Raw genomic sequence first — 14,949 nt, forward strand, 5'->3', positions numbered from 1 at the left:
GTAGAAGCTACATTTACCGATAAAGATGAAGTACATCCATTATTAGGGTTTGTTACTGTTAAGGAGTAATTTCCTGTTTGGCTTACAGTAGGGTTTTGTAATGATGAGCTGAAGTTATTAGGTCCAGTCCAGAGATAAGTAACATTTGGAGTTGTAGAATTACCTCTTAATGTTGCAGACCCAGATGAACAACTTAGTGTACCATCAACAGAAGCGGATACATTAGGTACCGTAATATCCTGTGTTACAGTAACCATTGCGTTAGCTGTATTACCACAACCATTATTTGGAGTTACTTCTAGTGTATAATCTCCAGGTTCGCTTACATTTATATTTTTTGTATTTGCCGTAAAACCATTTGGTCCTGTCCAGGTATAATTAACATGATTATCAGAAGATCCACCAGTTATGATTACCGAATTATTAATACAAGAAAGTTCTCCGTCTACAAAAGCGGTTGCATCAACAGTGCTTATGCCAACTACTTTTACATTGTCAAAATAATAGAACTCACTAGAATGAGTGGTTCTTGATTTGACTATAATTTGTAAACTACTTCCATTAAGAGAACCTATAGAAACCTCCTTGCCAGAAGTACTATTACCATTTATAGATCCTGAATTTTTACTAAATCGAATCTTTTGACCATCATCTAACTTATAATATATATCTATAAAATCAAGACCATCTCCATTGGTTTCCATATCACCTGTACTATATAAATTAAGGGATATTTTTACATTGGTTTTATCAGAAATATCGATTGATTCAGAGGTCCATATTCCTTTATTGTCTTTTCCTGTATTATTAACTTTAAATCGATTATCCTTTACATGAAAACCTCCTGAGCTTGTATTTTGAGTAGTCCAGGCAGTGGATCCAGAATCTGATGTTGTGCCAGTACTTAGGTTAAATTCTTCTAGCCAAATTATTTCTGAAATACCTTTATTCTCTGTTATTAAAATAGAAGCTGAAGTTGATCCTGAAGAGTCTGTTACTTTAACAGTATAAGTGCCAGGAATAGAGATTACCGGATTTTGTAATGATGAACTAAAGTTATTAGGACCGGTCCAAGAATATGTAGGATTACTAACATTAGAATTAGCAGATAAAGTAAGTGAAGGATTTGTACAAGTCAGAATACCTCCATTAGTAGCCGTAGCCGATACTGAAATTGATGAATTACAAGGTCCATCTTCTTTAAAAACTGCATATTTTTCAATATGATACTTTGAAGTCTGAGAACCTCCATTATCATAATTGTATAATTTGACAATAATTTGAACGGTGGAGCCATTTAAAAAAGGGGAAATAAAATCGATTGTTCCAAAATTACCAGTGCGTTGAGCAAATAATACTTCGGGACCACCATCTATTTTATAGTACATCCTTGCATATTCACTACTATTCATATCTCCTTCAGAATGAATTTTAACAGATACCTGAAAATCAGAGTAGCCTTCAGCTGAAAAAACCTCTGAATACCAAACCCCTTCTCCACCTAGGTGTTCGGCATGTATTCGATTGGACTTTACTGCAAAAAACAATGGATTATTAAGATCACTGGCATCAAGATACCATCCTGTAGCATTTGAATCAGATGTTGTTCCACTACTAAGTCCATGAAAATCTCCATTAAGTATTGGACAATCGGGACTTGCCCTCATTTGAATTGTTAATAGTAGTAAACCTATTGATAAAATATAGGATTTTAATAAAAAAAGAGTTGTGTAAATTGTTTTCATATTTTTTTGATTGGGGATTTAACGAATAGTATAATTAGATGTTGATATCATCTAAAAAATTGAAAGACATTTGATATTTTTAGATTAAAATGAAATCAATTAAATATTTAATTGATTCTGACTCATATATAGTTAGTTTCATTATATATTATTTGACGATAATGAATTCACTTCGCCTATTTTTTTGATGTTGATCTTCTGTACAAGGAACCCCATCTCCACAATCATTAAAAAGCCTTCTTTCTCCATAAGCTCTTCCTCGAATACGACGCCAATTAATGCGTCCCTTTTCTGTAATGTATTTTAGAGTAGCTCTCATTCTTCGTACACTTAAGAGTTTGTTGTACCAATAACTGGATCTACTATCAGCATGTCCATGAATTTCCATTTTCATAGTAGGATAGATATTCATTAACTCTATTACTTTTAATAAGCCTGTTTCTCCTTCTGGTCTTATTTCTTCTGAGTTGAGATTAAAATGGATTGGAGTTGGAACGACCATCATCAGTCTTAGTTTTTCTTCCTTTTTCACATCATTTTTTGGTACTCCTTTAGCACTTAATCGATACTCAGGAATTCCATTGTCAATAAAATATTGTTTGATCACATCTGCGCGATTTTGTGGGATCTCCATACTGTCAATATCATCATCTAAATATGATTTAATATCGGTATGAACTCTAGGATAGCGTTTCATAAGAGCTATTAATTCATCTAATTTATTTTTTGATTTAGGTACAATATTTATAGAAGTATTATCAAAATGTATGGGGTCTGCGATCAATTCAAAATTGAATGCATTTTCATATCCAATAGAGTTATCATTTATTCTTTCAAGTTCTAAAGAGTTATCATATATTTTTTCTAGCGTAATTGGTTTTTCATACACTTCGGCAAACTCTTCTTTTTCTATGATATGTTCATAAGGCTTATACCCATTTTTGGTTACCTTAATTGAATATGCACTTTTTAATTCTTCGTTAGAAGAAAAATAGTAATTCCCATTCTCTAATGAAGTTTCTTCTTGAATGATATTATTTTCCTTATCATAAATCGTTATTGTTGCATCATTAATGGCTTCATAAGTACTATTGTCTGTAATAGCACCTAATATAGTCGTCAGGAAAAAACTTTTTAAGGGTATTATTTGATGAAAACTATAAATATCATCACCTCCTTTTCCTTCATCTCTATTGGATGAGAAGTATCCTTTTTCTGTTTCAGTATTAATGATGAAAGCAAAATCGTCTTTAGGAGTATTTATTGGACTACCTACATTTATTATTTCTAATGTTGAAGTAGTTGTTTTTGTTACAAAAATGTCTAAACCTCCTAATCCTGGATGACCATCAGAAGCAAAATATAATTCGTCATACGTTGTAAAAGGAAAAGTTTCTTTTCCTTCAGTATTAATTTCGTTACCTAAATTGATAGGTGTACCAAAACTTCCGTCATCATAAATGGTAACAGAATAGAGATCAGACATACCAAACCCTCCGGGCATATCAGAAGAAAAATATAAAGTTTTTCCGTCTGGACTTATTGATGGGTGGGAGGTAGAATAGGTATTGTCATTAAAAGGTAAATCTTCGGGGAGGGTCCAATTTCCTTCAGGATCTTTGGTAGATCGATATATTTTTAATCCAATGACCTCCCTTTTATCATTGCTATCATAGTTTCGAGTGAAGTATATAGTATTCCCATCATTCGTAAATACTGGTGTAGATTCATGAAATTTGGTACTTAATTCTTTTGAGAATTTTTGTGGATCAGATAAGGTATTTGCCTCAGAATCGTATTTTGCCTGGTATAATTCCAGGAATGATTCTTCAGTCCATTTATGTATTCTCTTATTAAAAAGTAAGGTATCTCTTGATGAACTAAATACAATATAATCCTTATAGAATGCTGCTCCAAAATCAGTAAAGTTAGAATTGATAGTTGCATTTTCTATATCATACCTTCCGGATTGATATGTTATTCGTTTAAGATAATCTCTTTTTTTATTAAATAGATTAGCACGTTGATCATCATTTTTTACCATGAGGAGGCGATCCATATAAATGTCAGATGCACTATAGTTTTTTAAGGATTTTAGACATTGGGCATACCTGAATAGGTATTCTGGTTCTATTTGGTCAGGATAAGATTCTATAAATTCTTTATACCATTGTTCTGCGTTTTCTGGTTGTCCATTAAGATAATAACTATCTCCCAGGTTTTTTAAAGTTTCAGCGTTTCGATATTTTCGTTCTATTACTTTTAGGTATGCTTCCTGAGCGCTAACGTATTTATGTTGATCAAACATTTTGTTAGCAATATTTAATATTCTTTGTTGCGCTAGACCAGACCATCCCGAAAGAGATGTAATAAAAATAATAAGAGATGTGTATACTATTTTTTTCATCTATTCATTGAATTAGTTAAAAGAATCTCGGAGTTAAAAATTCATGATGAATATTTTTTAACTCAAATCGCAGTATTGCTTCATACGTTCCATTGTTGAAACGTGTTTGCCCTAGGTCAGTAACTTCGCGATCATATGCAAATCCAATCATTACCCGTTCTGAAATTTGAAAACCTGCAACAGCACTAAATGCTTTACTCCATCGATAAGAGGTTCCTACAGTAAACTTTTCATTAAACATAACATTAACAGATAGGTCAAGTTGTATAGGGCTTCCTACAGTATATTTTGTTAGCAGTGCAGGTTTAAACTTTATGAATGGTATTAATTCAAAAACATGACCAGTTATTAGATAGTAATTGATACGTTCTCTTGCAAAAACGCTTGCTTGTGTATTAATACTTGATAATGTTTTTTTGTTAAAATGTTTGGTTTCTAGTAGGTTAGGTACGCTAATTCCTGCATAGAATCGATTTGTGCGATAATATAAACCTAATCCTACATTAGGGCTGAATTTATTATCGATATCATTTTCGAGTAAAGGATCGTCAGTATTAAATCTCCTTAGTGTGGATAGATCTACATTTAATAAGGTACCTCCTGCATTTAATCCAAAACTTAATTTTCCGATATCAGATACAGAAATAGTATACGAAGCACTGGCATTAAAATTAGTTTCATTAGCCGCTCCAATAGCGTCATTTATTATAGATAATCCTATACCTAATTTTTTTCTTTCGTTTATTGGGCTATTAATTGTAAGTGTTTGGGTGTTAGGAGCGCCATCAAGTCCCAGCCATTGACTACGGTATAATCCCATAACACTTAATACTCCTCTGCTTCCTGCATAAGCAGGATTGAAGCTAACAGTGTTATACATGTATTGTGTATACTGGCTATCCTGTTGTCCATAATTTGAAAAAGGAATAAAACAAGTGATTATAAATGTAAAGAGTAATAATTTTTTCATAGGCAAGTCATTGTGTGGCCGAGGTTAAGGGAAAATAAAATACAAGTCCCTTTTATTTTTTAGTTGATATGTAGATATCCTGATTTAAAGGTTGCTGTTCCAATTGAGTTTTGGTATTGTAAGGTGAAAAAATAGGCTCCTGTTGGTAAGACTTTCTTTTTGCCTTTGGCAATTCCTTTAAATAAGGGAGTACCTTTTTGTTCGTAGCCCTCTGCTTCAAATACTTTAGCCCCCCAACGATTATAGATAATAATATTGTTATTTGGGTATTTTACTAATCCAGAAATTCTTAATTCATCATTCAGTCCATCTCCATTTGGAGTAATGACTTCATAGATTGTCAATTCATCCTCATTTTGCAATTCGGTAATTGTAGGGTCTTCACCATCACCATCATCATCATCATCACTATTGGTGTCATCGTTTGGGTCATCAGAAAAGTCAATAATTTCTACATTCATAGGGTCTATACCCGTAACAAAAGCTTGATTTGTTACACTGCTTGTTAGAATGTCATTTTCGGTTAAATCATATATAGCTGTAAATGTAGAGTCATCTATTTCGCCTGGAGCAAGATCAATTGATTCCCCACTAAGCACAATACCAGGTAGAGGATCCGTGATCATAATGTTTGTAATTATTTCACTACCGTTATTTTCAATAACGAATGTATAAACTATTTGATCTCCTGTATTGAGTACACCGTCATTATTAGTATCTTCATATACACCGGTTTTGGATAGCGCTAAATTGGGGTTTGGGGGTACATCATCATCGGTTATAATTGCTGTAGCAGAATTGTTTATTGTGTTTATATTTCCGATACTTGGAAGCGATATTGTCGCGATGATAGTTTCCTGTGGTTCTATTTCGACATCATTAACTACAGGAATGGTTATTATGGTATCTGTATCTCCGTTTACAATCGAGAATGTAATTACATCGGTATAATCAATCCCGTTAGTTGCAGTTCCTGTTAATACTATTGTTCCTGTAATAGCTGTTCCCGTAGCATTTGTAACTCCATTATCTAAGCTTACAGTAAAAGCTGCATTTGAAGTTCCTTCGATAGCATTTACAGGCGATCCAATAGAAATAGTGAGAGCAGCGTTATCATCATCAGTTATGGTTGCTGAGGAAGAGTTATTTACTGTATTTATGTTTCCAATACTTGGAGACGATATCGTAGCAATAATGGTTTCTTGTGGTTCTGCTTCTGTATCATTGGTTACAGGAATAGTTACAATAACATTAGTATCTCCATCGGCAATAGAAAATGAAGCAATATTGGTATAATCTATTCCATTGGTTGCGGTTCCCGTTAATAGTAACGTTCCGGTGATAGGTGCTCCCGTAGTATTCGTAACCCCGCCATCTAGACTTACCGTAAAAGTTGCATCTGACGTTCCTTCAACAGCATTTGTAGGTGCTCCTATAGAAATAGTGAGTGCGGCACTATCATCATCGGTTATAGTTGCAGTATCAGAAGTATTAGAGGGATTTATATTTCCAATGCTTGGAGTTGATATTGTGGCAATGATGGTTTCCGGTAATTCTACATTACTGTCATCGATTACAGGGATGGTTATGATAACACTATTATTTCCAGCAGCAATTGAGAATGTAGTTACATTGGTATAATCGATTCCATTGGTAGCTGTTCCCGTTAATGCCATTGTTCCGGTAATAGCAGAACCAGAGGTGTTGTTTATTCCTCCATCAATGCTTACAGTAAATGTAGCATCTGTGCTTCCTTCAACAGCATCTGCTGTTTTGGTAATAGAATAGGTGAGCGCTGTAACATCATCATCTGTTATAGTAGCAATATCTGTATTATTTGTAGTGTTTATATTTCCAATATTTGGCGCTGATATGGTAGCAATGATGGTTTCTAGTGATTCTATGTCGGTATCATTGGTTACAGGAATAGTTACTATAACATTAGTATCTCCTTCTCGAATAGAAAATGTTGCTACATTGGTATAGTCTGTTCCATTCGTTGCAGTTCCTGTAAGCGTTAATGTTCCGGTAATAACCGCTCCTGTAGTGTTTGTTATTCCTCCGTCAATACTTACTGTAAATGTTGCATCAGAAGTTCCTTCAATCGCATCAGTTGTTTTGATAATAGAATAGGTGAGTGCTGCCCCATCATCATCTGTTATAGTTGCCGTATCAGCATTATTTGTCGTATTTATGCTCCCAATACTTGGAGTTGATATGGTAGCAATAATAGTTTCTTGTGGTTCTACCTCGGTATCATTAGTTACAGGAATAGTCACTAAAACATTATCATCTCCTTCTGAAATAGAAAATGTTGTTACATTGGTATAATCTATCCCGTTGGTTGCAGTTCCGGTAAGCGTTAATACTCCGGTAATGGCTGCTCCAGTAGTGTTTACTATCCCTCCATCAATGCTTACAGTAAACATGGCATCAGAAGTTCCTTCAATCGCATCGGTTGTTTTGGTAATAGAATAGGAAAGTGCTGCCCCATCATCATCTGTTATAGTGGCGGTATCAGCATTATTTGTAATATTTATACTCCCAATACTTGGTACTGATATGGTAGCAATAATAGTTTCTAGTGGTTCTACTTCTGTATCATTGGTTACTGGAATAGTCACTACAGTATTGGTATCTCCATCAGCAATTGAGAACGTTGTTACATCAGTATAATCTGTTCCATTAGTTGCAGTCCCAGTAAGTGTAAGTGTTCCTGTAATAGCTGATCCAGTCTTATTTGTTACTCCACCATCTAAGCTGATTGTGAAAGCCGCATTAGAAGTTCCTTCAACAGCATTTACTGCAGAACCAATAGAAATAGCAAGTGCTGTACTATCATCATCTGTTATGGTTGCGGTATCAGAGTTATTGGTGGTATTTATGCTACCAGTACTTGGTGCCGATATGGTAGCAATGATAGTTTCTTGAAGTTCTACTTCGGTGTCATCAATGACCGGAATAGTTACAACTACATTAGTATCTCCGTCTGGAATAGAAAATGTCGTTACATTGGTATAATCTGTTCCATTGGTTGCAGTCCCTGTTAGTGTTAATATTCCTGTAATGGCTGCCCCGGTTGTGTTGGTTATTCCTCCGTCAATGCTCACAGTAAATGTAGCATTCGAAGTCCCTTCGACTGCATCTGTTGTTTTAGTAATAGAATAGACAAGTATTGATGAACATCCTAGCATATCGCCAGTTATAGCCCATAAATTATCATTTATTAATTTCTTTCGAGCATCTCCTCCTAAACAATATATTAATCCATCAGCTCCCAAAGGGACTCTTGATAGTGTAGTTTGACTTGCCCAGCCTATGAGGGTAGCATCATAGTTCTGTATGGATAAAGCAGAATTAGATAAGGCATCTGTCATAAATGCTATTTTACTGATATCCCAATTTCCAAGATTCTGATTGAATGCGGTAGCGCTATTAAACATATTAGAGATATTCATAACAGCACTAGTATTCCATCCTCCAATATCCTGATTGAATGTTATAGCATTATTAAACATAGAACTCATATCTGTCACCGTACTAGTATCCCAACTACTAATATTTTGATTGAATGCTGTGGCATTATTAAACATAAATTTCATGTCATCTACATTACTCGTATTCCAGTTAACACCTGAAGTCTCAATGTTTTGATTGAAAGCAATTGCATCACTAAACATATAATCCATCTTTATGACACTACTAGTATCCCAATTACTTATATCTTGATTAAATACAGTGGCATTGTTAAACATTGCAGTCATATTTTCGACTAAACAGGTATTCCAGGTGCTGATATTTCCATTAAATGCAATTGCGCCATTAAACGCATTTTGCATCTCTGTAATAGTAGATACATTCCAGTTAGAGAGATCAGCATTTACTGTAGATGCCTGTCGAAATAAATTATTAAATGAAGTAACATTGGATAAATCTGGAGCATTAATGTCATTTATTTGAAAATTGACAGCGTCCCTGAAATTAAGTTTTGAAACTGCTAAATCTCCCCATTGTTCTACAGATAAGATATTGGTCGTGTTTACAGGAACCGCTTCAAAATCAAAACTTCCAAATAATCCATCAATTCTTACTGTATGTACACCTGGTGTCGTATAGGTGTGTGTTTTATTGGGAGTAGTAACATTAGTTTCAATAGGTGTTCCGTCTCCCCAGTCAATAGAAAAATCATATTGTAGCAATCCACCATTGTTGTCATTTGGTAGTGTTATAGTTTCATTTAAAGCAGTAGTAGACCAGGTGGTGATAAACAATGAAGAACAGTTTAACCCCGCATCATTGATCGTCCATGAATTTGGAGCGTTGGTTAATACATTGTGCGCAGCATCGCTCAAACAGTATGTCAATCTATCTGCACCCAAAGTAAGTCCGGACTGTACAGTTTGACTTGCCCACCCTATTAATGTTGCATCATAATTAAGGGTTGATAGACCAGAGTTGGATAATGTATTAAACAGTGAAGCCACATTACTGATATTCCAATCTCCTATATTTTGATTGAATACTGTAGCACTATTAAACATAAATGACATACTCAAGACACTGCTAGTATCCCATCCACTAATATCTTGATTAAATGCTCTGGCATTGGCAAACATAAATGACATAGTTCTTACTTTACTGGTAATCCAACCTCCAATATCCTGATTAAATGAATCTGCACCAGCAAACATACTACTCATGGTTGTTACTTCACTAGTAACCCAATTCCCAATATCCTGATTAAATGCGTCTGCACTGGCAAACATAAAATTCATGTTCAGAACTTTGCTGGTATCCCAACCGCTAATATCTCCGTTAAATGCTGTAGCACTATTAAACATAAAGTTCATGTCGGTTACTTTACTAGTAATCCAACCTCCGATTTCCTGATTGAATGCAGTGGCACCATTAAACATACCAGTCATATTAATCACTTCATTTGTAACCCAACCCCCGATATCCTGGTTGAATGCTATAGCATTAAAGAACATGGTAGATGTATTCGTTACTTTAGCGATATTCCAACCTCCAATATTCTGATTAAATATTAAAGCACCAGAGAACATATCGATCATACTTGTCACTTCTCCAGTATTCCAGGTAGTGATATCGCCATTAAATGATGTTGCATCACGAAAGGTTTCATTCATACTGGTAATCCCAGATACATCCCAGTTAGAAAGATTTGCATTTACTGTAGATGCACCGTTAAATAGATCATCAAAAGAAGTGATCTTAGATAAATCTGGAGCATTAGTATCATTTATTTGAAACCTCGAAGCACCACTGAAACTAAGTTTTGATACAGACAAACTTCCCCACTGATCAACCGATAATAAATTATTTGCATTTGTACTTGTGGGAGTACCTGTAAAGTCAAATTCTTCGAACAGTCCATTTATTCGAACCGTATAAGTGCCGGGAGTTACATACGTATGTTGTTTACCTGGGGTAGTAACATTGTTTTCGATTACCCCATCTCCCCAGTCAATGGTAAAGTTATACCCAGAAGCGACTCCACTATTCGGTAGTGTTATAGTTTCATTTGCAGCAGTAGTTTCCCAAGTAGTGATGAAATCTTGAGCATTAATTGATAAACCAATTAAGAAAAAAAGGTAGACAACTATTTTGGATTTTATTTCTATACTAGATAGAATTCTTACATTATAAATTGTGTGAGAACCCTTATAACAATCCTTAAATTTTATGATTTTTAGGAGTAATGTTTTCATCACATATTGATAATTTAATTGGGGTTTATTAAAATAAAAATATATCCTAAGTGGATAAATTACTGGTATCGAAGAATGTCATGTTACAACTACCGTGGAGTATTTAATATTTTAATATTCAGGTTTTGTGTGTTTAAAAAAAGACAATGCATTTTCAGCACGAGTAATTAATGAATGATGTTCTAAAGAAAAATGTATAGCTACAATAACTATAGAACTCATAAGAAAGAAAGAATACATTAATTGTACTGAGCACAAAGCATTTGAAATAACTTCATGATTGGGTAGAGAAGAAAATGAAAATGTTATAAAACATTGAACTACAAATAAAATAGGGGTAATTTTATGCATATTAACTTTTTTTAAGTTCAAGAGAAAAACATGATGGTATTTTCTACTTTAAATCAATACTATTTTTAATTTCTTAAAAGACATTCTGTTAAGTCATTTGAAATTCAAATCAAGAAATAAATAAGAAGCTAATTATTGATAGATTTTCTAATTTTGCGATTTTGTTATTTATTTCTCAATTCTCAAATCTTTAACTCTATAGAAACAAATGTAGAAGGATAAGCAATGTTTTAAGGATAAATACGGTATACAAAAGGTTACTCTTGATGAACAAAAGGTCTTAAAAAGGAAACAAAAGGTATACAAATCTGTTAATACATGTATAAAATAGCCAATAGATCAATTAAATGGCATCAGAATTGACTGAAGGAATAGTATTAGTAAAAACGTTAAAAAGACAGTATTAGTATATAGGTAGGACAAATTTATATTTCATTTTTAATTATATATGTATAATAGTTATTTAAGAAAAATTAAAATTAGAAATATAAGTATTGTCGCATCTTGTAATTAATATCTAATTACCCCGCGAAAACTTTGTCCTTGTTTCTGTTATTGTCTATATTACATATGATTAATTTAATTATTATTATGAACAAGGATGCTATTTTCAAAAAAGAAACCTTTCAGGAAATTTCTAAAAAACAGATGAGAATAATACAGGGAGGTAGTTATGAAGCATGGCCAGCTAAATGGTATGTGCCATCCGATGAAAATGATAGTTAGATACATTTTATCTTATCTATTGCGATAGCAAACTCTATTTTAAAAAGAAACTTTTTTGATATTTAGCGACTTCTTGACTATTTTCAAGTCTAATAACATGTGCAACAGTGCCAATAAGTCTGTCATGATTTTTTACAAAAGGGTTAGTTTTATCCCAGACATAACCAGCTAATACAGCGCAGATTTGCTTTTTAATTTCAGGATTGTTAGTACCTTCAAAAAAGACTGTCTGCAAGTTTCCTGTGTACCATTCTTTAACATAACTGCTAAAAACAGTTGTACCTTCTACAATATAATCTGCATATTTTTTCTGCCAATCTACAGTTTCATTATTAAGCTCTTTTACTATGAGTTTTGCTGCAAGCAATCCAGATTCTGTAGCAAATGTCACTCCAGATGAAAACACAGGATCCAAAAACTCTGCACTATTTCCTGTAAGTGCAAAGCCTTTGCCAAATAATTTCTTTACAGATTTTGAATAATTTTTAATAATAATGGGTTCAAATAGAAAATCGACATCTTTAAATCTTTCGTGATAGTATTTAGAAAGTTTCAACATACTTTGTAATTTTTTAGTTGCATTACCTTCAAAGTTGTCTAATACTTCATTTTTACACACATAACCAATACTCGTTTTTCCGTTTGAAAATGGAATAACCCACAGCCAACAATCCTTATCAATAACGTCAAAAGTAATTAAAGTTCCTTCTCTCCCTTCTGGTCTGTGAATATCTTCTACATGGGTAAATATAGAGGAATGCTTGGGTATCTTTGAAGGCTTATCTAAATCTAAAAGTCGTGGCAAAACACGACCAAAACCGCTAGAATCAATTATATATTTAGCTTTAATGACGTATTGCTCTTTTGTTTTTGTTTTTACGGTGGTTTTAGATATCCCATTTTTTTCAAACTCGACATCAACAACTTCATGTCCAAATGCAATATCGACTCCTTTCTCTTTAAGCTTGTCGGTTAATAACAAATCAAAATCGGCTCTTGGGACTTGCCAGGTCCAATTATAACCTTCTGTATGTTTTTTACTGAAATCAAATTCACAAAAAGTATTTTCTCTTATAAATCGAGCACCACTTTTTATTTCAAACCCATACTCTTTAATCGTATCTAGTAATCCTACTTCTTCAAAATGGTCCATACACCTGGGTAAAAGGCTTTCACCAATTACAAAGCGCGGAAATTCGCTTTTTTCTATAACTTTAATATTGGCTTCTTTATTATGTAAATAAGCAGCGGCAACGCATCCAGAAGGTCCCGCACCTATGATTAAAACATCAATTTCTATATCTTGCATGTACTAATGGATATAACCAATTAATTATTATATTTTTGTGAATTAGAATATTTACCATCCAATTTTAGGAAGTAAACATAACACTATTATAATAAAAACTACTGAGATTTAATCCTATATGATCACAATTAAGGGAGCATTAGACCTAAATACATTTTATAAAATAATCTTTGAAAATGAATCTGTCGCAATCGATAATCAAATAAAAGCTAATGTTAACGCTAGTTTTGAATTCTTAAAAGAATTTTCTGCAAATAAAGTAATATATGGTGTGAATACTGGTTTTGGTCCAATGGCACAGTATAAAATAAAAGATGAAGAACGCATTAATTTACAATATAACCTTATAAGAAGTCATGCGTCTGGTTCTGGAAATCTAATTCCGCAAAAATATGTAAGAGCAACCATGTTAGCACGCCTTAATACTTTGTCTTTGGGAAGATCAGGTGTTCATAGTTCTGTAATTAACTTAATGACTACGTTAATTAATAAAAATATTACACCAGTAATATATGAGCATGGTGGTGTTGGTGCAAGTGGGGATTTGGTGCAATTAGCGCACTTAGCTTTAACACTTATAGGTGAAGGTGAAGTTATCTATAAAGGAGAACGTGAGCTGACTAAAACTGTATTTGAAAGAGAAAATTTAAAACCAATTTCTGTAGAAATCAGAGAAGGAATAGCGTTAATGAATGGTACATCTGTAATGACTGGAATTGGTGTGGTCAATACTATTTATACCAGGAGATTACTTAATTGGATGGTTTCTATTTCGGCTTCAATAAATGAAATTGTAAAAGCATATGATGATCATTTATCATTAGAACTCAATCAATCTAAAAAACATATTGGTCAGCGAGAAATTGCTAAAATGATGCGCCAGCATTTGCAAGATAGTTCGTTAGTGAGAAAACGAGAACATCATCTTTATACAGATACAGATGAAGTCGATGTCTTTGAGGATAAAGTGCAAGAATATTATTCGCTTCGTTGTGTTCCACAAATTTTAGGGCCTGTTTTAGATACATTAAATACGGTTGAAAGAATCCTGTTCGAAGAAATAAATTCTGCCAATGATAATCCTATTATCGATTTAGAAAACAAACATGTCTATCATGGAGGTAATTTTCATGGAGATTATGTGTCCTTAGAAATGGATAAGCTAAAATTAGTAGTGACAAAAATGAGTATGCTTGCTGAGCGACAACTTAATTATTTAGTAAACCCTAAATTAAATGATATTCTGCCGGCTTTTGTAAATTTGGGAACTTTGGGACTTAATTTTGGTATGCAGGGTTCGCAATTTACTGCAACATCTACAACAGCTGAAAATCAAATGTTGTCAAATTCAATGTATGTGCATAGTATTCCTAATAATAATGACAATCAGGATATTGTAAGCATGGGAACCAATGCTGCACTTATTACTAAAAAAGTGATTGAAAATGCTTTTGAAGTTGTAGCTATAGAACTTATTACTATTATACAAGCAATAGAATACTTAGAAGTACAGAACGAAGTATCTTCAAAAACTAGAAAAATGTATGAAGATATTCGAAAAATTGTTCCTAAATTTAAAGAAGACATTATTATGTATCCTTATATTAATGAAGTGAAAAATTATATCATTAATAACGAAATTTAAATCTATAAGATTTTTAAAAGAGAAAAATGAATTTTTTGAAGAGGCATGATACAAAAATGAGGAA

General features: G+C 33.2%; 8 protein-coding genes. 2 read left to right on the forward strand and 6 right to left on the reverse strand.

Annotated features, from left to right (window positions below; translation table 11 throughout):
- From FOF46_RS32385 to FOF46_RS23025, 5 genes are all read right to left on the reverse strand, one after another.
- The coding region (locus FOF46_RS32385) for a hypothetical protein (protein WP_208746811.1) at positions 1–1,745 on the reverse strand (1,745 nt) is incomplete at its 3' end.
- A gap of 148 nt (positions 1,746–1,893) precedes the next feature.
- Complete coding sequence (locus FOF46_RS23010) at positions 1,894–4,152, reverse strand: OmpA family protein (RefSeq protein WP_143918080.1); 2,259 nt, start codon at positions 4,150–4,152, stop codon at positions 1,894–1,896.
- 16 nt (positions 4,153–4,168) lie between these two features.
- Positions 4,169–5,122 (reverse strand): PorP/SprF family type IX secretion system membrane protein, encoded by a 954-nt coding sequence (locus FOF46_RS23015; RefSeq protein ID WP_109438510.1) that lies wholly within the window; start codon positions 5,120–5,122, stop codon positions 4,169–4,171.
- 59 nt (positions 5,123–5,181) lie between these two features.
- Positions 5,182–10,854: a BspA family leucine-rich repeat surface protein gene (locus FOF46_RS23020; RefSeq protein ID WP_143918081.1), complete on the reverse strand. Its 5,673-nt coding sequence runs from the start codon at positions 10,852–10,854 to the stop codon at positions 5,182–5,184.
- Positions 10,855–10,965: 111 nt separating this feature from the next.
- Positions 10,966–11,205, reverse strand: a complete 240-nt coding sequence (locus FOF46_RS23025; protein ID WP_109438512.1) for a hypothetical protein — start codon at positions 11,203–11,205, stop codon at positions 10,966–10,968.
- A gap of 591 nt (positions 11,206–11,796) precedes the next feature.
- On the opposite strand from FOF46_RS23025, the gene FOF46_RS32990 reads away from it, so the two are divergent.
- On the forward strand, positions 11,797–11,931 hold the full coding sequence (locus FOF46_RS32990) for a hypothetical protein (RefSeq protein WP_262713265.1): 135 nt from the start codon (positions 11,797–11,799) through the stop codon (positions 11,929–11,931).
- A 34-nt stretch (positions 11,932–11,965) separates the two neighbouring features.
- Here the strand turns inward: FOF46_RS32990 and FOF46_RS23030 are convergent, their stop codons facing one another.
- Positions 11,966–13,240, reverse strand: a complete 1,275-nt coding sequence (locus FOF46_RS23030) for an NAD(P)/FAD-dependent oxidoreductase (protein ID WP_143918082.1) — start codon at positions 13,238–13,240, stop codon at positions 11,966–11,968.
- 118 nt (positions 13,241–13,358) lie between these two features.
- Between FOF46_RS23030 and flxA the strand changes: the two genes are divergently transcribed.
- Positions 13,359–14,885: a flexirubin biosynthesis tyrosine ammonia-lyase FlxA gene (gene flxA, locus FOF46_RS23035; protein ID WP_143918083.1), complete on the forward strand. Its 1,527-nt coding sequence runs from the start codon at positions 13,359–13,361 to the stop codon at positions 14,883–14,885.
- Positions 14,886–14,949 lie beyond the last annotated feature (64 nt).

The organism is Aquimarina algiphila (assembly GCF_007489275.1).
In the GTDB taxonomy this organism is placed as follows: Bacteria; Bacteroidota; Bacteroidia; order Flavobacteriales; family Flavobacteriaceae; genus Aquimarina; species Aquimarina algiphila.